Consider the following 22,050-nt stretch of genomic DNA (forward strand, 5'->3'; position numbering starts at 1 on the left):
TCCTGTCAGTCGTAAAAATCAACGGCGGGGTCCAGCACCGGTTTAATGATGCCGACGCGGATCGCAAAATCGCCAAACCCTTCGCCGTTCTCGCGTTCGCTGGCCCAGCGCCCGACCAGTTGGTCGATATCGGCCAGAATCTCTTTCTCGGTGATGTTTTCCCGATACATGCGCGGAATACGCGTGCCTTCGCGGTTACCGCCGATATGCAGGTTGTAGCGGCCGATGGCTTTGCCCACCAGGCCGATTTCCGCCAGCATGGCGCGGCCACAGCCATTAGGGCAACCGGTCACGCGCAACACGATATGGTCATCACCCACGCCGTGTTTCTGCATAATGCCTTCCACCTGCGTGACAAACTCCGGCAGGAAGCGCTCGGCCTCAGCCATCGCCAGCGGGCAGGTCGGCAGCGATACGCAGGCCATCGAATTCTGCCGCTGCTCGGTAACGCTATCGTCGATCAGGCCGTACTGGCGCGCCAGCGCCTCGATTTTGGCTTTGTCGCGAGTGGCAACGCCGGCCACGATCAGGTTCTGGTTAGCGGTAAGCCGGAAATCGCCTTTATGGATTTTGGCGATTTCCGCCATGCCGGTTTTCAGTGGGCGCCCCGGATAATCCAGAATGCGACCGTTTTCAATGAACAGGGTCAGGTGCCATTTATTGTCGATCCCCTTCACCCAGCCGATGCGATCGCCGCGACCGGTGAAGGCATACGGACGAACGGGTTCAAAAGTGATGCCGGCGCGGCGTTCCACTTCCTGTTTGAAAGTCTCGACGCCTACCCGTTCGAGCGTGTATTTAGTCTTGGCGTTCTTGCGGTTGGTGCGATTGCCCCAGTCGCGCTGGGTGGTCACCACCGCCTCAGCCACCGCCAGCGTATGCGCTAATGGAATATAGCCCAATTCGCTGGCCGTACGCGGATAGGTCGCCTTGTCGCCGTGGGCGATAGACAGGCCGCCCCCCACCAATACGTTAAAACCTACCAGTTGGTTGTTATCTGAAATGGCAACAAAGTTTAAATCGTTGGCGTGCAGGTCCACATCGTTCTGCGGCGGGATCACCACCGTGGTCTTGAACTTGCGCGGCAGATAGGTCGCCCCCAGAATCGGCTCCTCGTCGGTGGTGGCGACTTTTTCCTTATCCAGCCACACCTCGGCGTAGGCGCGGGTGCGCGGCAGCAGGTGTTCGGAAATCGTCTTCGCCCATTCATAAGCCTGCTGATGCAGTTCAGATTCCACCGGGTTAGAGGTGCACAGCACGTTACGGTTGACGTCGTTGGCGGTCGCCAACGCATCCAGCCCAACCGCATGCAGCAGTTGGTGAGCGGATTTCAGATCGGTTTTCAGAATGCCGTGAAACTGGAACGTCTGACGGTTGGTGATGCGGATGCTGCCGTACAGCGTTTTTTCACCGGCGAACTGGTCGATGCCGAGCCACTGCTTCGGCGTCATCACCCCGCCCGGCAGGCGGCAGCGCAGCATCATGGCATGACGCGGTTCCAGCTTCTGTTCCGCGCGTTCGGCGCGAATATCGCGGTCATCCTGCTGATACATGCCGTGAAAGCGAATCAGCAGAAAGTTGTCGCCGTTAAAGCCGCCGGTCAGGCCGTCGCTCAAATCTTCCGTAATCGTACCGCGCAGGTAATTGCTTTCCAGCTTAAGGCGCTCGGCGTCAGCCAGCTTGCCCTCGACCACCAGCGGACCAGAATATCTTTCGCTCATTAGTACACATCTCTCTGATAACGCCGCTCAAGACGCAGCTCGCTTAAAAACTCATCCGCCTGTTCGGCGTCCATCCCGCCGTGTTCAGCCACAACGGTCAGCAGCGCCTGCTCTACATCTTTCGCCATGCGATTGGCGTCGCCGCAGACATAAATATGGGCGCCATCCTGAATCCAGCGCCACACCTCCGCGCCTTTTTCACGGATTTTGTCCTGTACGTAAACCTTGTGCGCCTGATCGCGCGACCAGGCCAGGTCGATTTCCGTCAACAGCCCGTCTTTAACGTAACGCTGCCACTCCACCTGATAGAGGAAATCTTCGGTAAAGTGCGGGTTGCCGAAAAACAGCCAGTTTTTACCGCCAGCGCCGTCGGCTTCACGCTGCTGCATAAACGCCCGGAATGGCGCGATGCCGGTGCCCGGACCAATCATGATTACCGGCGTTTCGGGGTTGGCGGGCAGGCGGAAATTGTCATTGTGCTCAATGAACACACGGACATCGCCATCCTCTTCCAGCCGGTCCGCCAGATAGCCCGACGCACCGCCGCTACGCGCACGGCCTTCATATTCATAACGCACCGCGCCGACGGTGATGTGCACTTCGCCGCCGACATCGTCCTGCGACGACGCGATGGAGTAGAGACGCGGCGTCAGCGGACGCAGCAGCCCGGTGAGCTGTTCCGGCGTCAGTTCCACCGGCGCTTCGCGCACCATATCCACCAGCGGAGTACGCTGTGCGTACTGCTGTAGCGCGGATTTATCGGCAACCAGCCCCAGCAGCGCCTCGTTGCGCGACAACGCCGCGTAATTAGCGACAATCGGCGCGGTGTTTTGCGTCAGTTCAAAATGGCGTTGCAGCGCCTCAGCCAACGGTAGGGTGTTGCCGTTCACGACAACGGACTCGTCGCCTTTCAGCCACAACAGCCCCAGCAGCTCCTGCACCAGCGCCGGGGAGTTCTCATACCACACGCCCAGCGCATCACCCGGCTGGTAATGCAGACCGGAGTCGCCCAGATCGATTTCGATATGGCGAACGTCTTTTTCCGAATTACGACCGGTGATCTTCTGGTTGACCGACAGCGACGCGGTATAAGGGGCATCCTTGTGATACGGGCTGGTGGTGATGGCATTGACCTGGCCGCTGGCCGCGGTTTGCACCGCCACCGCCGTCTGGCCGGCAAAGCGCGCCTTCAAGGTTTCCACCACCTGACGACGCCACTGTTCCGCCAGCGGCTGGAATTCCACATCGGCATCGACGCGATCGAGCAGGCGTTCCGCGCCTAACTCAGCCAGACGGCCGTCAAAATCCTTACCCGCCTTGCTGAAAAACTCATACGAGGTATCGCCAAGGCCAAACACCGCAAACGCCGCGCCCGCCAGCGACGGCGCTTTTTTCGAGAACAGGAATTTGTGCAACGCCACGGCTTCTTCCGGCGGCTCGCCTTCGCCCTGCGTCGAGGTAACGACCAGCAGCAGTTTTTCCTGCGCGATCTGTTTGAATTTATAGTCGCCGGCATTCACCAGCGTTACCGGCAGGCTGGCCGCCAGCAGATCGTCGCGCACCTGTTCCGCTACGCGGCGGGCGTTGCCGGTCTGAGAGGCGGAAATCAGCGTAATCGCCGCCGGCGGCGCTACTTCGGCGGCTGGCGCCGCCGTCACGGCCGGAACGGCAACCGCACCGGGCTGTTGCTGAATCACGCCCCAGAAATAGCCGGACAACCAGGCCAGTTGCGTCGGCGAAAGATCGCCGGTCGCGGCCTGAAGACGCGAAAGTTGCTCCGCGCTCAACGGGAGCAGCGGAGTCGGAGAAGCCGAAGTTGTCATTGTGGTATCGGTATCCTTGTTCTGGCCGCGGGCGCTAATGCCGGGTTGCCGCAATAGCCAATTTCATGAAATAGAAAGTCAGATGGGATATAAGGTAACCATCCCCATCTTAACAATTAAAGACATGATGGAAATATTTAATAACCAAAACGACTAAATAGTTTTTTTGATAACACTTATTGCTTTAAGTGTTATTGATCACAATTTACCGCATTGATTATTTTAATGTTTCTTTTGGGCTATCGCGCTGGCGTTATACTCGCCATTCCGTGGCCCAGGGAGCACACCGATTATGTGGCAGCGTCGCGCACTGGAACTGAACACCCAGGATATCTGGCACTGGCGGCACATCACCGCGCTGGCGGACTACGCCCGCCGTTACGGTTTCAATACGCTGGTGCTGGGGCAAGCGGACCTGCTGGATAAGCTGGTGACGCCGCCCGCTTATCAACACGCCCGCTTTGACGATCGCATCAGCAGTCAGCAACGCTCGCGCTGCGTCTATCTCAATCAGGTCGCCGCCTATTGCCGCGAACAGGGGCTGGCGCTGTACCTGCAATGCAAAGAGCTGTCCTTCCCTACCGACCTGCTGTTGCTGCACCCGCAGTTGCTGGACGATGCGCGTCAGTTCCGTATCGATACCCATTTCTGGTGCGATTACCTGGCCGCCAAGGTAGAGCAACTGATGCAGCAGATCCCACGGCTGAGCGGGCTGATGCTGGCGATCTCCAACAGCGACAGCCTGATACGGTTTGCGCCGCCGCCCGGCGAGGAGATGCAAAGCGGCATTATTTCACCGACGATGCCACCGGCAATGCCGCCAACCCTAGACAGCGAACCGATTTACCGGCAATTGTTTACCGCCGTTTCCCGCGTTGTTCACGCCCATCAGCGTCATCTGGTCTTGCGCGCCTTTCCGGCCAATCATCACGACATGTCCCACGTACTGGAGGCCCTCCGCAGCCTGCCGCCCACCGTGTCCGCCGCCATCAAGATGACGCCGGAGCGCTTTTGGCCGGAATTCCCCAACAACCCGGCGCTGCTGGAGCTGGATGACCGGGAAATCTGGGTGGAGCTGGATGTGGCGGGCGAGGAAGTCGGCTGGGGCAATCTGCCGTTTCTGCGTTACACCGAAATTCAGGGGCGATTGCTGTGGTGCAGGGAAAAGAATCCGGCCATCGTCAGCGCGGCGTGCCGCATCAGTTGGGATGGCGTCGATAACCACAGCGTGCTGGGGTCGCTGAGCGAATTCACGCTGTTCGCCTGCGCACGTCTGTTGAACGACAGCGCGCCGCCGGTTAACGAAAGCGAACTGTTTCGTCAGTGGCTGGCGGAATGCTGGCAATGGCAGCCGGACGACACGGTCTGTCACACCATGCGCGCCCTGCTGGAACAGGCGCAACAGGCGCTGTCGCTATCATTGTATGCGCGCCACCATGTGTTCCATCGCCATAGCCTGCTGCCGTCCAGTTACGGTCAGGCGGTGTGGAGCCTGTACGGTCAGCTCAATCGCAACCACTGGTTACCCGGCTCCGGGCGCGATATCACCTTTGATCGCCGCGAAACGGAACTGGCTTCCCAGAATCTGTATCAGATCGTGCGGGAGAAAGACGCAGCCTGGCAGTTAGCCGACCAGAGCCGGCAGGCCGCCAGCCAGTTTGCCCGCGACCATGACCTGCCGGAACCGCTGCGCCAGCGCTGGCTGCAGGAATGGCGCGGACTGGCGCTCTATTGCCGGGCCTTCGTCCATGCGCAAAAAGCCTTTTTCACCCTGCACTACTGCCAGCAGGTAGAAAACAACTGGACGCTGCGTGAAATCGCCAAAACCAATATTCAGGCGCTCTACGGCGTGGCGCATGAAATGGACGATTTCTGCCTGCAACACCGGGACTACCCGGTGAGCATGCACGTCATGTTTGATGCCGCCCGCCCACGCGCGCTGTCGGACAGCCTGCAACAACAGCTGACCGCGCTAACGCAGGACACCGGCGGCGGTCATTAGGCGGCGTCACGTCACCCGGCGTAACGCCGCCAAACCGGCTAATCATCAGCGGATCACCCGTTTCAGGATGCGGTTGCCCGTATCATTGAAATTCTTCGCCGACGTCTCCACGCTCCGGTTGCCGTAATCCAGTTGCTCAACCGTTTGCAGAATCAGGCTGGCCAGTTGCGGATCTTCAATGTACGAGGACACCGGGGTTTGCATCGGTTTTTCCAGCGCCTGCATCAGCCCTTTCACCGCCAGATCCTGCGTATCCAGCCGCTGGTTGTCCTGCAACGCCTGACGCGCCACCCGGCTGAGCGGCACGCCGCGCTCGGTGCCCATCAGCAGGCTGCCTTCCGGGTCATTCATCAGAAAATTGAGCAGCAGCGCCGCTTCTTTCGGGTGGTTGCTGCTTTTGCTGATGGCAAACAGCATCGAGGGCTTGAAGAATTGCCCCGGATTGTCGGAACCCGGCGTCATGATGTACGGCCCCAGTTCCAGTCTGGCGGGCGGCGCCAGCGGCTCGGCGTATTTCTTCACTACCGACGCCCATAGCTGCGCCCCGCCGTATTCGCCGTTGATCCACGGCCGGGTTTCAAACACCCCGGCCTTGCCAAAAGCGTTGTAGTATTTCGCCGACGGAATGACATGATCGTCCACCAACCGTTTGTAGAAACGGAACGCTTCCAGCCACTGCGCCTCGGTGTAATTGAAGCGTTTGTTCTGCTCGTCAATCATGCCGATATGAAATTTCTGGGTCATATAGGTGTTGATCAACTCCAGCAGCCCTTCGCCGCTATCCTGCGCTGGGGAAGCCAGCGGGAAGTAGTTGTCGCCGAGCTTATCCCTGAACACCTTGCCAGCCTGGAACAGCTCCTCCCAGGTGGTCGGGTACGCCAGACCGGCTTTTTTCCAGGTATCGACGTTGTAGTACATCACCAGCCCGTTGAGCGAGGTGGAGATGGCGTTGACCTTGCCGTCCACCGTGGTCAGCGCATCCGCCGGAAAGTCCTGCAGTTTCAGGGTCTCTTTCAGTTTGTTCAAATCGTAAAAGCCGGTGCCGGTGCGGGAGAAGATCGGTATCCAGTTCCAGTTGATCTGCACCACGTCCGGCTCTTCGCCACTGGCGATTTGGGTGGTCAGACGCGAGAGGTAGCCGTCCCAGCCGGTATATTCCGCTTTGACCGTGATCCCCGGGTATTTTTTCTGAAAAGCCTCAATGGCGGCCAGCGTGGCCTGATGGCGGCTGTTGCCGCCCCACCAGGACATGCGCAATGTCACTTGTTCCGCGGCCTGAACCTGGCCCAGCACGGTAAACGCCAACAACATCAGTCCTACCAGCAATCTCATCATGTCCCCGATCCTCTTTATATTGTTATTTCAGGGCGGAAGGGTAATCAGGCAGGTACAGGGCGCCTCCCGCAGGGAAACAAGATAGGCAGATTGTTTTTTGCTTCACCAGCGCCGGGAAGCGACCAAATGCGCGTTATGCGGAGCAGGCTGAAAAAATGCGTGTCGCCGGGACCGGCAAGGCGCATTTCATGGAAGCGGGTTCACCGTCCGGCGCATTGCTGCGTCCTTGCCTCACAACCTGCCTGCAACGGTGAATAGAGCACGCGATCGAGTTCACAGTTATTTAACAAAAATAAAACACAGTGCGCCGCCAACGCGGTACGCGTTCGCCAGAAGGGATAAAAACGTGATGAAACACACATTACGTTCACACTGCGGCGAGTATGACGTTATCACGCTCACATTCCACCGGATTGCCCCAGGCTGGCTGTGAAGGCGCTCTAACCCTGAGTGATTTCCTATCGCGCCACGGCTGTCTGCAATGAAAAACCGTGCTGGAATGGCTCTCATTTCCCTATCGAAACAGGATAAAAACCATGAGGCTATCCATTCGCTCCTACACACCCGCCGCCGATGGCGTTACCCCGGACACCGCGTTGTTCCAGCGGGCGATCGATGACCTGACCGCGCAAGGCGGCGGCACGCTGGTGGTAGAGCCGGGGCGTTATCTGTTGGGAGGATTACGGCTACCTTCGAATTTTTGCCTGCAACTGGACGCCGGAGCGGAACTGATCGCCAGCGCCTGTTATGACGATTTTGCTCAGACGACTACCGTCAGCGTGGCCGAGCTTTCCGATCGCGCGTTTTTGTACGCCCGCCGGCAGCGCAATATCACCCTGTGCGGGAAAGGGAAAATCACCGGTAACGCCGACGCCTACTTCTCAGCCGAGCCCGATGAACAAGGTTATCGCCTGCCGGCACAACATCGCCCGCGTATTCTGGTGCTGGAGGACTGCGAACAGGTCAATTTGCAGGACCTGACCATCGAACAGGCGCCGATGTGGACCGTCCATCTGGTGAGTTGCCGTCAGGTCAATGTTGAGCGCCTGACGGTGGATAACGACATGACCATGGCGAATACCGATGCGCTCAATCTCGACAGCTGTCAGGACGTGACGGTGCATCACTGCCACCTGAGCGCCGCCGATGACGCATTGTGCATCAAAACCACCGCCAAACCGCCCGCCATGCAGTATAAAGCCCAGCGTATGACGGTCAGCCACTGCCGGCTGCGTTCGCGCAGTTGCGCGCTGAAAATCGGCACCGAAACCTTCGCCGACATTGAAGACCTGACCGTCAGCCACTGCGCCATCTACGACTCCAACCGGGGAATCGGCCTGATGTCCCGCGACGGCGGCGCCTTTCGCCGCATCTGTTTTAGCGATATCACCTTCGAATGCGTCGCGGCGCCGCCCTGCCACTGGGGCAAGGCCGACCCGGTATTCGTATCGGTACGTTACCGCGACCCGACGATTGAACCCGGAGTGATTGAGGATGTGCGCTTCGTGCGGCTGTCCGGCGTTAGCGAAGGCGCCATCAACCTGCACAGCACGCCGGCGGGCTATATCCGCGATATTCATTTCGATGGCATCACGTTAGAACAACGACCGAGCCATTCGCCGGAACAGGGCTTGTACGACGTCCGCCCGCCCTGCAACCCGGACCGCCCCACCGGCATGGGGCTGGACAACGCCTACATGGTCAACCCGGATACCGGTCGCGCTTACGGGGTGGAAACTTACCCAACCGGGCTGCCGGCGCTGTTTGCGCGCGGCGTCAGCGGATTAACGTTGCACCACATGACGTTGCGGCGCCCGTCCCCGTTGCCCGCCGGCTGGAGCCACGATGCGGTTATCGAACTGACGGAATAGCCCGATTGACAACCTGGCAGGATGGCGCGCTGATACTGGCAAAAAGGATAGTCTGACGTCAGGAAACGTGCTTCACACGGCACTTTCCGGTAGTATGCGACGGTTTTTTGAATGACACGAGAGCCTCACCATGCCAACCACACTGTTTAAAGATTTCCAGTTCGAAGCCGCGCACCGGCTTCCCCATGTGCCGAATGGCCATAAATGCGGCCGCCTGCATGGTCATTCGTTCATGGTTCGTCTGGAAATTACCGGTGAGGTCGATCCTTATACCGGCTGGGTGATGGACTTCGCCGAGTTGAAAGCCGCGTTCAAACCCACCTGGGAGCGGTTGGATCACCATTACCTGAACGACATTCCGGGGCTGGAAAACCCCACCAGCGAAGTACTGGCGCGCTGGATTTGGCAGCAACTCAAACCGACGCTGCCATTATTAAGCGCGGTGACCGTCAAGGAAACCTGCACCGCCGGGTGCGTCTACCGCGGCGAGGACGACTGAGTCCGCGGCCTGCGCGACTGGCAGGCTACACGATGCCCATCAGGCAATATTGAGGTATTTGTGGGTCTGCATCGATAAACGCCAGTTGCGGGCGATGCAGGTTTCAATGCACAGCCGGGTGGCGTCGTCCTTTTGGCTTATCGGCTGTAGCGCCACCACCCGCGCCTTGTCGTCATCCAACCTCGCCAGCAACGCATCCAGCGCTTCGATATCCCGCTCACGCGCCACCGGATGCTTGATTTCATTCGCCCGCTGCAACGCCTGATCCAACACCGCCAGACCGCCGCGCATATTCACTTTGGGGGAAACCGTCACCCAGCAGTTGGGTGAACAACGCACCTCATGGGTGCCGCTGGTTTCAATCTGGGTGCTGAACCCTTGTTGTTCCAGCGCCTGCGTCAGCGGCGTCAGATCGTGGATACAAGGCTCGCCGCCGGTAATCACCACATGCCTGGCAGTGTATCCCTGCCGCGCTATCTGCTGTATCAGATCTCCGGCGCTGGAACCGCTCCAGGCGTCGCTCTCCCCGCTTTTAACCAGCACTTCCGCCAGCGAAATCTGCCGCTCCGGCCGTTTTTCCCAAGTGTGTTTGGTATCGCACCAGCTACACCCCACCGGGCACCCTTGCAAACGGATAAACACCGCCGGGACGCCGGTGAAAAAACCTTCGCCCTGCAGGGTCTGGAACATTTCGTTAATCGGGTAAAGCATCGTGTTTCATTATTCCTTCTGGCTAAACCACTATTATCGCCGATAGCGGATGCCATGCCAAACCGCCGGGTGCGATAACGAATACCGCCGGGCGCGATAGCGAAAAAGAACGGCAGCCAGGAATTTGTGCCTGCGCGATTCCCGGTTAATAATCAACAGGTCGCACATGATACAGCCATACCTCTATTCAAATGCCACACCTCTATTCAAATAAGGAAATGTAAGATGACGTTATTGAAACCCCTTGCTGTTTTCTGTTTGTCATTATCTCTGGTTCCGGCGTTCGCCAACGCCGAAGCGGTCGCGCAGGTCAAAACCCAGCCTGGGTATTACCGCATCATGGTCGGACAATATGAAATTACCGCGTTGTCCGACGGCACCAACACCATGCCGATGGACAAGCTGCTCACCCGCACCCCACGGGAGAAAATCGTCAGTCTGCTGGAAGCCAGCTACCTGAAACCGCAGGTGGAAACCTCCATCAACGCGTTTCTGATCAATACCGGCAAAAACCTGATTCTGGTCGACAGCGGCACCGGCGCGCTGGGCGGAAAAACCACCGGTAAAACGCTGGCCAACCTGAAAGCGGCCGGGTACCAACCGGCACAGGTCGATACCGTACTGGTGACCCACCTGCATGCCGATCACTTCGGCGGGCTGGTCAGCGACGGCAAGCTGGTGTATCCCAACGCCACCATTTACGTGAATCAGAAAGACACCGATTTCTGGCTGAGCCCGGATAATCTGAAAAAAGCGCCGCAGGATAAAAAAGCCGGATTTGAGCGGGTGCAGGACGTGTTCCGCCACATCCGCGAAGCCGGCAAACTCAAGACCTTCACCGACCATCAGTCACTGCCTGCCGGCATTACCGCGGTGCCTACGCCAGGCCATACCCCCGGCCATACCGCTTTTCTGGTCAACAGCGAGAGTCAGAAAATGCTGCTGTGGGGCGACATCGTGCACGCCGAAGCGGTACAAATGCCGTTGCCGGACACCGCCATCGCGTTTGACTCCGATAGCGAGCAGGCGGTTCGCACCCGCGATGCATTGCTGAAAGAGACGGTGAAACAGGGTTACTGGGTGGCGGGCGCACACCTGCCGTTCCCCGGCATCGGCCACGTCGCGGCACAGCACGACGCCAGCGGCAAAACCAACGGCTATCGTTGGCTACCGGTCAATTACAGCCTGTCGGGGCTGTGAGTCACCGTCAGCGTCAAAAAACGGGCTTTCGCAGAAAGCCCGTTCAAAACCTTTCTCTCTTCAAGACGCTTTACAGATAAACGCGCAAATACTCCGACAGGCACAGAATCGCCATCGCCTGACCGTACGGCATTGAGGTCAGCGGAATCTGGCGGTAATAGTCCAGTTCCTTGCCCATCGCCGTTCCGAAGGACACGTTCAGCAATTCCCCGTTCTCGCTGATATTCGCCACCACGCCGCGCATCGCCTTTTCCGCCACCTCGGCGTAGCGACGGTCAATGTAGCGCTTACGCACCGCTTTGAGGATGCCGTAGGCAAACCCGGCGGTAGCGGAGCTTTCCAGATAAGAGGTGGGGTCATCCAGCAGGGTGTGCCACAGGCCGCTGTCGTCCTGGTACTTCGCCAGCGCTTCCACCTGGCTTTCCAGCACCTGAATCAGAAAACGGCGGGTGGCGTTGTGTTCAGGCAGATCCAGCAATTCGATGAATTCCGGGATTACAATGGTCAGCCAGCTGTTGCCGCGCGCCCAGCGCGCCTGCGCAAAACTGTGGTTGCCGTCGAAGGTCCAGCCGTGGAACCACAGGCCGCTCTGACGATCCATCAGGTACTGCACGTGCAGCAGGAACTGGTAGGTGGCTTCTTCGACAAACTCGGGGCGGTTGAGCAGCTTGCCGATTTTCGCCAGCGGCAGCACGCTCATCATCAACGTGTCGTCCCACAGTTGATCGGTGTTTTCGCTGTTGTAGACGATATGCTGCAAACCGTCTTTGTGGGTACGCGGCATGTCGTACATCACCCATTCAGCCCAACGTTCGAGATACGGCAGCCAACGGCTGTCGCCGGTTTCTTCATAACGGTAGGCCAGCGTCAGGAACGGACATACCGTGTTGACGTTTTTGGTCGGCGTCCCTTCGGCCAGCCGGGCGGTGAACCAGTCATCGATGATAGCGCGCATCCGCTCGTCGCCGGTCTGGCGATAATACTGATAGATGCCGTACAGCCCGATGCCGTGCGTCCATTCCCAGCCGGCCCAGCCCTTGGTATCAATTACCCGGCCGTCGTCCAGCCGCAACAGGAATTCGCCGGTTTTATCCTCAATGTTGATCAAATTGTCGGTCACCCGGCAAATCAACGCTTTTAAATCGTCCCGGGAGATGAAGTATTCGGGCTGGCGCAGCAGTGCGCTATGTTTCACAGGGAAAATGGTCATAACAGATATCCAGTTCCAGTTTCGTTACACATCAATCGATGACTTCTACTCAATAACGTCTCAATCCACGCAATGCCGTTCAATGCACACCGTGGTGAGGCGTTCTGCCGGTCATCGACCGGGCCGGTGCCTTGTGGCGATTGAGATAACCAATGTTGTTGTTCCCCCACAGGGATTCGTACGGCATACCGGCCAGCATTTCCACCGTGGCACGGGCTTCCGGCGTGACTTTTTCCGGTACGATGCGGCCTGCCTCACGCATTTTCGCCGTTTCCTGGCGCAGCACTTCATGCGTCTGCAAATTCAGTTTGAAGCGCAGAGATACCAGGAAGCCTAATGCCAGCACCCCGACCGTCCCGAAGCACAGCACCATCAAAATAGTGTGGCTGACGCCCGGTGCCTGCACGCTCTGGCCGGAGACAAAACCGGACAGTTGCAGCACGATGCCCACCAGCATTACCGCGCCGGCCTGCGAGGCTTTACGAGTCAGGGTCATAATGCCGGCGAAGATCCCTTCACGGCGCTGGGCGGTGATGACTTCATCCACATCAGCGATGTAGGTATAGGTATTCCATGGCACATAGTTGATGCCGCCGCGGCCCAAACCGGCCAAACCGGACACCAGCAGCAGTAGCGAGAACGCCGAATGCATGCCGCTGTAGTACAGGAAACCATAGGAGAGCGCGCTCAGACCGAACAGGCAAACCACCATGCGATAGGACGGCGCCGGGCCGAACTTGATGCACAGCGGGATCATCGCAATCACCGAGATAAATTGCAGGGTCGCCATGGTGCCCATCAGGTTGGACGCCATCGTCGGGCTTTGCATCAGCACGAATACCACGTAGTAGGTGAAGACCGCGTTGAACACGTCCTGTGCGATGTAACCGCCCAGATACATCCCCAGATGCTGGCGGAAGATACGGATACGCAGCGTGGACAACAGTTCAATGTTGAGGCGTTTGAGGCTCTGCCCCAGCGTCAGCGACTGGCGCTCTTTTTCCGCCCGCAACGACGCTTCCGACATCTGGTCGCGTGGCCGCTCCCAAGTGAAGAAGTACACCAGCGTCAGCACGCAGGCGCAGATCACCGAGAACACCAGACTGGAGTAGAAGAAGGACACCACATTGTCCTTGCCGAAATATCCCAACAAGATACCGGGCAGAAACGCCGCCAGAATCGCCGACAGCTGCGCCAGCGCGATACGCGCGCCGGAGAACTTGGTCTTCTGTTTGAAATCATCGGTCATTTCCGGCACCAGCGTTTCATACGGCACCAGCACCATGGTGTAGATGACGTCAAACAGCAGGTAGGTAATCAGGTAGTACCAGTAATCCATGTGGCCGACCCACATCAGGCTGTAGCTGAAGACACAGGGAATACCGAGCAGAATAAAGAACTTGCGGCGCCCGAAGCGTTTGCCCAGCCAGGTAGAGCCGAAGTTATCGGTCAGGAACCCCATCAGCGGGCTGACCACCGCATCCAGTACCCTGGCCATGGCAAAAATAAAGGTCGCCTCGATGGGCGTCAGGCCGCAAAAGGTGGTGTAAAAATAGAGCAGCCAGCCGGCGGTGAGCGCCGTGGTGCCGGCCCCGAGGAAATCACCGGAACCGTAGGCCAGGTAATTCGCCAGCCCAATCTTACGTGTTTTCATCGCCATCCTTCCTCATTGATTGTATTTATGAAGGTGTTGCAGCGAGCCCAAAACATCGTGGCCGCCGTAGCGTTAAAGTAGCGAGACGGCAAGGCAAAAACCTTTGCGCGTTTGCCACGGCCCGGGAGGGATTGGCATCCCAGAGAAGAACGTGGCGATCGAGCTCAAGCTTTTATAAAAAAGTATTTTAGGCCAATAAAACCAACGGTTCGTTTATGGCGATCACAAGGTGAGCGGGTCAGTTTGAAGACAGAAGAACAATCGGAACGCCCCATGATGGCGGCGTTCCAGACACTTAACGCGGATGCAGAATACGATCAACCTGCTCAGCACTCAGGTCAAAGCCATAGAAGCGCTGGTAGAAGTCGTGGGTCTCCTTTTCCATATCGATATGTTGCATTTGCTGCGGGTAGAGCGTTTTCGCCAGCCACAGAAACTGCAACGCCTGCTCGGACGTTTCCCTGCACCACCAGAACATCCCCTGCGGATTGGCATACACCCGCCCTTGCCGGACGGCCTTTAGCGTTTGCCACTGCGGATCCTGACGGATCGCCGCCGCATCGCTTGCCCGCATGGTGATAATCACATCTGGCTCGGCCTGCACGATCTGCTCAAGGGAGACTGGCGCCGTACTGACACCCGCCTGGTGAAACCAGGGTTCCGCGACGTTGATCGCCCCACCGAGATCCAGCCAATCCTGATTGAGGGAGGGGCGACCCGACGTAGTAAGCGGATCACCCACGGCATGATAGACCTTGAGCCGCTGTTCAGGCGGAATACGTTGTATGACGTCACTAACGCGCCGCACGTTGTCCTGATAATACGCCGCGAAATCGTGGGCGCGCGCTAACGCATCAGGCCCCAAAATCTCCCCGGTAATCAGAGTGCGTTCCACCATCGCCGCCAGCGAGTTATAGCGCAGCGCCACCACGCGGATCCCCGCCTTGCCCAGCGTATCGGCCTCCGGCAGCGGCGTACTTTGCGGCACAAACAAGACTTGCGCGCGCATAGCCACCAGTACTTCACTGTTAATGCCCATATCGCCGTTGCGCGACGCCAAGGCGGCCTGCGCGATCGACGGCACAAACTGACGGAACAACGGCGTATCGCGCACTATTTTGGTGGTAGCAACAATGCGATCGCCATAGCCCAGCATGGCGATAATCGAATTCTGCGCGTTCCAGGACGTGGCGATACGTTCTACCCGAGCGGGCACCTCAACCGTACGATCACCGTAGTAATGCACCGTTCTTGTCGGTGCGGCATCCGCCAGCGCCGAGCCAGCCAGCAGGCAAGCGAGCAACGCCGCCGAAAAACGCCGCGCGCGGCGGCCAATAACAGAATAAGTCATCGCGTCACCAGTCAACGGAGAGGGAAGCGCGAATTTCTCGCGGTTCGCCCAGGAAAGCGCTGGCGGAACCGTTATTGCCATCAGTACTGCCGGGGAAAATGGACGCCCAGTAGCGCTCGTTAGTGACGTTATTCACCATCACACGCAGTGCCGCCTTTTTATCGTGCAGTTTAAAGCCGTAACGCGCGCCGAGATCCAGCGTGGTGACCCCCGCTGCCCAGGAGGTATTGGTGTCGTTAGCCGCTCGCTTACCGGTGTAGTGCAGATTAGCCTGGTACACCAGAGCCGGGTGTGCCGGGTGGCTATACTCCGCCAGCAGGTTAGCCTGAAACTTAGGCACGCCCACCACCCGCTTGTTGCGGGTTTCCGCCAGCGCGGTTTCCTTCAATTTGGGATCGAGCAGCGTCATACTCCCGAACAGGTGCAGACCATCCCAGACTTCGCCATCAGCCATCAGTTCCAGACCGTTGTTGACCTGCTTACCTTGCTCTTTGTAAATGTTGTCAACCGCATTGGTATAGGCAAACGGACGTTCCAACCGGAATAGCGCGGCATTCAGGTTAACGCTCCCCCATTGGGATTTCACCCCGGCCTCATATTGGGTACTACGATAAGGCTTCAATACCTGGCCTTCGTTGGCCGCACCGGTGGGCGCGACGCCCCCTTGCTCAAGGGAATCCGCATAGGCGACGTAGGTCATGACATTGGGCAGCACCTTATACATTAGGGAAACCGTCGGACTGGTGCCGGTGTCATGTTGAATGTCGCTGTTATCACCGTAGCTACGCGAAGCGATCCAACTCTGGCTGACGACGCCCATGGCCGACCAGCGGTCGTTAAAGGCCACCGTGTCTCCCACGGTGACCGCCTGCTGGGTGCTGCGGCTATCTTTGTAACGCCCGGAACCCGCGTAAAAGCGGCCATCGCTCGGATCGTTAAAACCGCCCGGTGCGTCAATGGTGCTGTTGCCAAGCAGGTAGCGGTTGCTGCTGCCCAGTGCGGCATAGTTGGTCCACTGGAATCCGGTGGTGCTGAATACCACATCGTGAGATAAGCCGCCGGTATCAATATGGCCGTTCAGCTGCAACGTATTGCTCAACACCCGGAACCGCCCGGCGCTATAGGGTTGTGTCAATGTGGTACGCAGTGAACCCTGATTGTCGGTAATGGAATGGGTTAACGTTCGCATACCGCGATCCGCCGTCTGGTAACCGACACCACCGGTGATAACCCAATCATTATTGAAATAGTGTTTGAGACGGGTGCTGACCGTTTTGGTCACCAGATCCAGCCCGGCATAAGATTGCCCAAACCCTTTGCGGCTGACATCCGGCGCGCTGGGAAGCTGGACGTTCGGTCCATAGGAAAAGCCGCCGGCATAGCCCATCTTCTTGAAGCGATATTCGCTGGCATTAAATTCCAGTACCGTATCCGGGGAGAGGTTCCAATCCAGCGCCACGCTGGCCAGACGGCGACGCAGCGTACTGTCGCTAACGCTACCCTCGCCTTCATCATGCAGCAGGTTGATGCGATAACCAAACCGATCGTTTTCCCCGACGTGTCCCCCCAGATCGGCGTGACCTGAAGCGGCGCCTTTGCTGGAGTAACCGACGGTAACGCGGTTCAAGGTTTGCGCCGTGGGTCTTTTCTGCACAAAATTAAACTGCCCGGCCGGGCTGGCGGGGCCATAAAGCGCCCCCGTCAGGCTGTTGATCACATCCAGCCGCTCCAGCATCTCAACAGGAAAGGCGGTGGTGGAGATGATATTGAGCCCATCGAGGCGACTGTTCGCCAGCACATCCCCTTGCATACCGCGGCTTTGCGGACGGCCGACATCAATGCCGCCGCGTGCCTGCATCTGCGCCGAGGCGCTGTATTTCAGCAGATCGTTGACATTTTTCGCCTGCTGGTTGGCGATCATCGCAGAGGTCACCGTGGTGGTGGAATACGGCGAGTCGACGCGGTCACGCTTGCCTAGCGGCCCAATCTCGACGGCATTGGTGTTCATCCCAGCCCCGGCCGGATACGGAGAGGCGTCTGTGGGTTTGGCCGTGACTACCAGCACATCCGCCGATTTATCATCATCCAGTTTCGCGCCGCCCTCGGCGGACCAGGTAGAAAAAGAAACAGCCATCAAAGCAGGCACCAGACAATGAATGCTGTTTTTCCATTTCTGCATTGTCATTTTTTTATCTCGGTTTTGTATGTTGTTTATCGATATGTATTTTTTTATATATCGATGCGCAATATACAAAGATACGAGACGCTTTTAAGAAAAAATCTCGTTCTCATTGCCCAGGATCAATTGATAATTAGCTGAAAAATAAAATGTAATTACTAAGTGGTAGGAAAATCACTCGTAAGGAGCAAGCCAGACGCCGACGGGATCGAAAAAATCCGGGCAGGGAAAAATTGAATGTGGAGTCGCAACATAAAAAAACCCCGGGTGCCGAAACCCACCGGGGTTTATCACCGGGCGCGGACGCCCGGCACAAGGCAGACGCTTACGCCTGGCCTTTCACTTCTTTCAGACCGTTGAACGGTGCAGAGTCACCCAGCGCTTCTTCGATACGGATCAGCTGGTTGTACTTAGCAACGCGGTCAGAACGGCTCATGGAACCGGTTTTGATCTGGCCTGCTGCAGTACCTACCGCCAGGTCGGCGATGGTTGCATCTTCAGTTTCGCCTGAACGGTGAGAAATAACCGCCGTATAGCCAGCGTCTTTCGCCATTTTAATTGCAGCCAGCGTTTCGGTCAGAGAACCGATCTGGTTGAATTTGATCAGGATGGAGTTAGCGATGCCTTTCTCGATGCCTTCTTTCAGGATCTTGGTGTTGGTTACGAACAGATCGTCGCCAACCAGCTGGATTTTGTCGCCCAGCACTTTGGTCTGGTAAGCGAAGCCAGCCCAGTCAGATTCATCCAGACCGTCTTCGATAGACACGATCGGGTACTGTTTGGTCAGGTCTTCCAGGAAGTGGGTGAATTCTTCAGAGGTGAACGCTTTGTTGCCTTCGCCGGCCAGAACGTATTTACCGTCTTTGTAGAATTCAGATGCGGCGCAGTCCATCGCCAGCGTGATGTCTTTGCCCAGCTCGTAACCGGCTGCTTTCACCGCTTCAGCGATAACCGCCAGCGCTTCGGCGTTGGAACCCAGGTTCGGCGCATAGCCGCCTTCGTCACCCACCGCAGTGCTCATGCCTTTGGATTTCAGTACTTTCGCCAGGTTGTGGAACACTTCAGAACCCATACGGATGGCTTCTTTAACCGTTTTCGCGCCAACCGGCTGAATCATGAATTCCTGGATGTCGACGTTGTTGTCGGCGTGCTCGCCACCGTTGATGATGTTCATCATCGGCAACGGCATGGAGTATTTGCCCGGGGTGCCGTTCAGTTCAGCGATGTGAGCATACAGCGGCAGGCCTTTTGACGCAGCAGCGGCTTTAGCCGCAGCCAGAGAAACGGCCAGAATGGCGTTGGCGCCGAAGTTGGATTTGTTTTCAGTGCCGTCCAGATCGATCATGATCTTGTCGATGGCAGCCTGATCCTTGGCGTCTTTGCCCAGAACAGCCTGTGCGATCGGGCCGTTTACCGCGGCAACCGCTTTGGTCACGCCTTTGCCCAGGAAACGGGATTTGTCGCCGTCACGCAGTTCCAGCGCTTCGCGGGAGCCGGTGGACGCGCCTGACGGTGCGGCAGCCAGACCAACGAAACCACCTTCCAGATGCACTTCCGCTTCAACGGTCGGGTTTCCGCGTGAGTCGATGATTTCACGGCCAATGACTTTAACGATTTTGGACATCAGATTTTCCTCAGTACAAGTTAAACTAAAACCTCAGACGGCAACGCGCGATCGGAAGACCGCGCGTTGCTGCAAAACTCATTTCACCGGCAAAACCTTACTTCACCTGACGTTTCTGGTACGCCCCGGCGGCTTTCACAAAGCCGGCGAACAGCGGGTGTCCGTCACGCGGCGTGGAGGTGAATTCCGGATGGAACTGACAGGCCACAAACCACGGATGATCAGGGATTTCGATAATTTCCACCAGCTTGCGGTCGGCGGAGACGCCAGCAACACGCAGCCCCGCGGCCTCAATCTGTTTCAACAGCATATTGTTGACTTCATAACGGTGGCGGTGACGCTCAATGATCGTCGGTTCACCGTACATCTGACGCACCAAGCTGCCTTCGGTCAAATGGCACTGCTGCCCGCCTACGCGCATAGTGCCGCCGAGATCGCCGTCTTCGCTGCGCACCTCGATATTACCGTCGGCGTCACGCCATTCGGTAATCAGCGCCACTACCGGGTATTTACAGTCTGGCACAAACTCGGTGGAGTTAGCGCCTTCCATACCGACGACATTGCGGGCGAACTCCATCAGCGCCACCTGCATACCCAGGCAGATGCCAAGATACGGGATGTTGTTCTCGCGGGCATAGCGCGCCGCCATGATTTTCCCTTCCACCCCGCGGTAGCCGAAGCCGCCCGGTACCAGAATCGCGTCCAACCCTTTCAGCACATCGACGCCGCGCGTTTCCACGTCCTGCGAATCGATGAGCTTGATGTTGACCGTCAGGCGGTTCTTCAGACCGCCATGCTTCAGCGCTTCAATCACTGATTTGTAAGCATCCGGCAGTTCCACATACTTGCCGATCATGCCGATGGTCACTTCGCCGCCCGGATTGGCTTCTTCGTAAATAACCTGTTCCCACTCTGACAGGTTTGCTTCCGGACAGTTTAAGCTGAATCGTTTACAAATATAATCGTCCAGACCCTGAGATTTCAATAGCGCTGGAATTTTATAAATGGAATCAATGTCCTTCAACGAGATGACCGCTTTTTCCGGTACGTTGCAGAACAGCGCGATTTTCGCGCGTTCGTTAGCCGGCACAGTACGGTCGGAACGGCAGATCAACACATCAGGCTGGATACCGATGGACAGCAGTTCTTTCACGGAGTGCTGAGTCGGCTTGGTTTTCACTTCACCCGCCGCCGCCATGTACGGCACCAGCGTCAGATGCATGAACAGGGTGTGCTCGCGGCCCACTTCCACCGCCATCTGGCGAATCGCTTCAAGGAACGGCAGCGATTCGATATCGCCGACCGTACCGCCGATTTCCACTAGCACCACGTCGTGGCCTTCGCCGCCTTCGATAATGCGTTCTTTAATGGCGTTGGTGATGTGCGGGATAACCTGAATGGTCGCCCCCAGATAATCGCCCCGACGCTCCTTGCGCAGAACGTCAGAATAAATGCGTCCGGTGGTGAAGTTATTGCGGCGCGTCATCTTTGTGCGAATAAAACGCTCGTAATGACCCAAGTCGAGATCGGTTTCGGCGCCATCTTCGGTGACGAACACTTCGCCGTGCTGCGTCGGGCTCATCGTGCCCGGATCCACATTGATATACGGGTCCAGTTTCATGATGGTCACGTTGAGGCCACGGGCTTCGAGAATAGCCGCGAGAGAGGCTGCGGCAATGCCTTTACCCAGAGAGGATACGACCCCGCCGGTCACAAAAATATAATTAGTTGTCATGCTGAACCTGAAAGTTTAGGTTTAAGGACGATGGAAAGACCAGGACGGGAAAGTAGTATACCCGAACCTGGGAGGCGTCACAAATGATCGTTTTACCCTTTGTGATGTTGACAGGCTCCGGCTGATGCGGTATCTCCCTCCGATGCGGGAGACGATGACCGGGTTTAAAATCAGCCGGATAGCGCCAAAAACCGGAAAAAAACCGGCTTTCATTCAGAAAATGATTTCAATCCTTTTTTTCTGATGCTTTTACCTGTTGCCAGGCGGCTTCCATCTCATCAAGCGTGGCGTCGGCAAGGGCTTTACCGCTGTCGCCAATCAGTTGCTCCACCTGCTGGAAACGGCGGGTGAACTTGCGATTGGCCTGTTGCAGCGCGATTTCCGCCTTGTGCCCGAGATGGCGGGACAGATTAACCGCCGCGAACAACATATCGCCGATCTCCTCGCCCAGTTTTTCCGGGTCGATCACCGCCTGTTGCGCTTCGACCATCACCTCGTCGATCTCTTCGTACAGCTTGTCTACCACCGGCCCCAGCGTGGCCCAGTCGAAACCGACGGCGGCGCAGCGCTGTTGGATTTTATGCGCCTGCATCAGTGCGGGCAGCGCCTGTGGAATATCGTCCAGCTGCGAATGACGGTCTTTTTCCGCCCGCTCCTGCGCCTTGGTCTGCTCCCAGTTAGCCAGCACCGCGTCGCTGTCCGACAGCGTGGCGTCGCCGAAGATATGCGGATGGCGACGTTCCAGCTTATCGCTGATGGCGTCACACACGTCCGAGAAATCAAACAGCCCTTGCTCCTGCGCCATACGGGCGTAAAACACCACCTGAAACAGCAGGTCGCCCAGCTCGCTGCGCAGGTCGTCGAAATCCTTGCGGCTGATGGCGTCGAGCACCTCGTAGGTTTCTTCCAGCGTGTAAGGAGCGATAGTGTCAAACGTCTGCTCGCGATCCCACGGGCAACCGTTTTCCGGGTCACGCAGCCGCTGCATGATGTGGAGTAAGCGCTCAATGGCGGATGAATTCATATTCATGGTAATCCCGATAATAAGAGCCTATCCCACCAGGCGTCATTGGCGCAGCCAGTTGGGACACGGACAGCGCGGAAAAACCGGAGCGTACACGCAGTACGTGAGGAT

Annotated in this window: 15 protein-coding genes; 4 read left to right on the plus strand and 11 right to left on the minus strand. The window is 57.5% G+C overall.

What is annotated here, in order from left to right:
* Nucleotides 1-5 precede the first annotated feature (5 nt).
* Both cysI and cysJ read right to left on the minus strand, forming a co-directional pair.
* Nucleotides 6-1,721: an assimilatory sulfite reductase (NADPH) hemoprotein subunit gene (gene cysI, locus DDA898_RS16995; RefSeq protein WP_038911827.1), complete on the minus strand. Its 1,716-nt coding sequence runs from the start codon at nucleotides 1,719-1,721 to the stop codon at nucleotides 6-8.
* Nucleotides 1,721-3,544, minus strand: a complete 1,824-nt coding sequence (gene cysJ, locus DDA898_RS17000) for an NADPH-dependent assimilatory sulfite reductase flavoprotein subunit (RefSeq protein ID WP_038912626.1) — start codon at nucleotides 3,542-3,544, stop codon at nucleotides 1,721-1,723. Before cysJ ends, cysI begins: the two co-directional genes overlap by 1 nt.
* Nucleotides 3,545-3,836: 292 nt before the next feature.
* Between cysJ and DDA898_RS17005 the strand changes: the two genes are divergently transcribed.
* Nucleotides 3,837-5,546 carry a hypothetical protein gene (locus DDA898_RS17005; RefSeq protein ID WP_038911828.1) on the plus strand — a complete coding sequence of 570 codons (1,710 nt, stop codon included), beginning with the start codon at nucleotides 3,837-3,839 and terminating at the stop codon, nucleotides 5,544-5,546.
* Nucleotides 5,547-5,591: 45 nt separating this feature from the next.
* Here DDA898_RS17005 and DDA898_RS17010 read toward each other — a convergent pair whose 3' ends face one another.
* Entirely contained in the window at nucleotides 5,592-6,881 is a 1,290-nt protein-coding gene (locus DDA898_RS17010; protein ID WP_038911829.1) for an ABC transporter substrate-binding protein, read from the minus strand.
* A 536-nt stretch (nucleotides 6,882-7,417) separates the two neighbouring features.
* On the opposite strand from DDA898_RS17010, the gene DDA898_RS17015 reads away from it, so the two are divergent.
* Both DDA898_RS17015 and queD read left to right on the plus strand, forming a co-directional pair.
* A complete protein-coding gene (locus DDA898_RS17015; protein ID WP_038911830.1) occupies nucleotides 7,418-8,752 on the plus strand; it encodes a glycoside hydrolase family 28 protein in 1,335 nt (444 codons plus the stop codon).
* Nucleotides 8,753-8,882: 130 nt separating this feature from the next.
* The gene (gene queD / locus DDA898_RS17020; RefSeq protein WP_013319242.1) at nucleotides 8,883-9,251 is read left to right on the plus strand and encodes a 6-carboxytetrahydropterin synthase QueD; all 369 of its coding nucleotides are present in this window, start codon (nucleotides 8,883-8,885) and stop codon (nucleotides 9,249-9,251) included.
* A 39-nt stretch (nucleotides 9,252-9,290) separates the two neighbouring features.
* Here queD and queE read toward each other — a convergent pair whose 3' ends face one another.
* Nucleotides 9,291-9,962, minus strand: a complete 672-nt coding sequence (queE, locus tag DDA898_RS17025) for a 7-carboxy-7-deazaguanine synthase QueE (RefSeq protein ID WP_013319243.1) — start codon at nucleotides 9,960-9,962, stop codon at nucleotides 9,291-9,293.
* Nucleotides 9,963-10,187: 225 nt separating this feature from the next.
* Between queE and DDA898_RS17030 the strand changes: the two genes are divergently transcribed.
* Nucleotides 10,188-11,162: an MBL fold metallo-hydrolase gene (locus DDA898_RS17030; protein WP_038911831.1), complete on the plus strand. Its 975-nt coding sequence runs from the start codon at nucleotides 10,188-10,190 to the stop codon at nucleotides 11,160-11,162.
* A gap of 70 nt (nucleotides 11,163-11,232) precedes the next feature.
* Here DDA898_RS17030 and bglB read toward each other — a convergent pair whose 3' ends face one another.
* The 7 genes from bglB to mazG all read right to left on the minus strand — a co-directional run bounded on the left by bglB (nucleotide 11,233) and on the right by mazG (nucleotide 21,939).
* Nucleotides 11,233-12,372 (minus strand): beta-galactosidase BglB, encoded by a 1,140-nt coding sequence (gene bglB / locus DDA898_RS17035; protein WP_038911832.1) that lies wholly within the window; start codon nucleotides 12,370-12,372, stop codon nucleotides 11,233-11,235.
* Nucleotides 12,373-12,451: 79 nt separating this feature from the next.
* Entirely contained in the window at nucleotides 12,452-14,026 is a 1,575-nt protein-coding gene (locus DDA898_RS17040) for an MFS transporter (protein WP_038912627.1), read from the minus strand.
* A 295-nt stretch (nucleotides 14,027-14,321) separates the two neighbouring features.
* The gene (locus DDA898_RS17045; protein WP_050570281.1) at nucleotides 14,322-15,377 is read right to left on the minus strand and encodes an ABC transporter substrate-binding protein; all 1,056 of its coding nucleotides are present in this window, start codon (nucleotides 15,375-15,377) and stop codon (nucleotides 14,322-14,324) included.
* A 4-nt stretch (nucleotides 15,378-15,381) separates the two neighbouring features.
* A complete protein-coding gene (locus DDA898_RS17050) occupies nucleotides 15,382-17,562 on the minus strand; it encodes a TonB-dependent receptor (protein WP_107768366.1) in 2,181 nt (726 codons plus the stop codon).
* Between the two features lie 319 nt (nucleotides 17,563-17,881).
* Nucleotides 17,882-19,180, minus strand: a complete 1,299-nt coding sequence (eno, locus tag DDA898_RS17055; protein ID WP_013319249.1) for a phosphopyruvate hydratase — start codon at nucleotides 19,178-19,180, stop codon at nucleotides 17,882-17,884.
* Between the two features lie 97 nt (nucleotides 19,181-19,277).
* Nucleotides 19,278-20,915: a glutamine hydrolyzing CTP synthase gene (pyrG, locus tag DDA898_RS17060; protein WP_013319250.1), complete on the minus strand. Its 1,638-nt coding sequence runs from the start codon at nucleotides 20,913-20,915 to the stop codon at nucleotides 19,278-19,280.
* A gap of 226 nt (nucleotides 20,916-21,141) precedes the next feature.
* The gene (gene mazG, locus DDA898_RS17065; protein WP_201765907.1) at nucleotides 21,142-21,939 is read right to left on the minus strand and encodes a nucleoside triphosphate pyrophosphohydrolase; all 798 of its coding nucleotides are present in this window, start codon (nucleotides 21,937-21,939) and stop codon (nucleotides 21,142-21,144) included.
* Between the last annotated feature and the right edge of the window lie 111 nt (nucleotides 21,940-22,050).

The organism is Dickeya dadantii NCPPB 898, assembly GCF_000406145.1.
Lineage (GTDB): Bacteria > Pseudomonadota > Gammaproteobacteria > Enterobacterales > Enterobacteriaceae > Dickeya > Dickeya dadantii.

Coding starts and splice junctions, on each gene's coding strand:
- queD (WP_013319242.1), top strand. CDS start 8,883: ATGCCAACCACACTGTTTAAAGATTTCCAGTTCGAAGCCGCGCACCGG.
- cysJ (WP_038912626.1), bottom strand. CDS start 3,544: ATGACAACTTCGGCTTCTCCGACTCCGCTGCTCCCGTTGAGCGCGGAG.
- DDA898_RS17015 (WP_038911830.1), top strand. CDS start 7,418: ATGAGGCTATCCATTCGCTCCTACACACCCGCCGCCGATGGCGTTACC.
- DDA898_RS17040 (WP_038912627.1), bottom strand. CDS start 14,026: ATGAAAACACGTAAGATTGGGCTGGCGAATTACCTGGCCTACGGTTCC.
- DDA898_RS17010 (WP_038911829.1), bottom strand. CDS start 6,881: ATGATGAGATTGCTGGTAGGACTGATGTTGTTGGCGTTTACCGTGCTG.
- bglB (WP_038911832.1), bottom strand. CDS start 12,372: ATGACCATTTTCCCTGTGAAACATAGCGCACTGCTGCGCCAGCCCGAA.
- DDA898_RS17045 (WP_050570281.1), bottom strand. CDS start 15,377: ATGACTTATTCTGTTATTGGCCGCCGCGCGCGGCGTTTTTCGGCGGCG.
- queE (WP_013319243.1), bottom strand. CDS start 9,962: ATGCTTTACCCGATTAACGAAATGTTCCAGACCCTGCAGGGCGAAGGT.
- DDA898_RS17050 (WP_107768366.1), bottom strand. CDS start 17,562: ATGACAATGCAGAAATGGAAAAACAGCATTCATTGTCTGGTGCCTGCT.
- eno (WP_013319249.1), bottom strand. CDS start 19,180: ATGTCCAAAATCGTTAAAGTCATTGGCCGTGAAATCATCGACTCACGC.
- DDA898_RS17005 (WP_038911828.1), top strand. CDS start 3,837: ATGTGGCAGCGTCGCGCACTGGAACTGAACACCCAGGATATCTGGCAC.
- DDA898_RS17030 (WP_038911831.1), top strand. CDS start 10,188: ATGACGTTATTGAAACCCCTTGCTGTTTTCTGTTTGTCATTATCTCTG.
- mazG (WP_201765907.1), bottom strand. CDS start 21,939: ATGAATTCATCCGCCATTGAGCGCTTACTCCACATCATGCAGCGGCTG.
- cysI (WP_038911827.1), bottom strand. CDS start 1,721: ATGAGCGAAAGATATTCTGGTCCGCTGGTGGTCGAGGGCAAGCTGGCT.
- pyrG (WP_013319250.1), bottom strand. CDS start 20,915: ATGACAACTAATTATATTTTTGTGACCGGCGGGGTCGTATCCTCTCTG.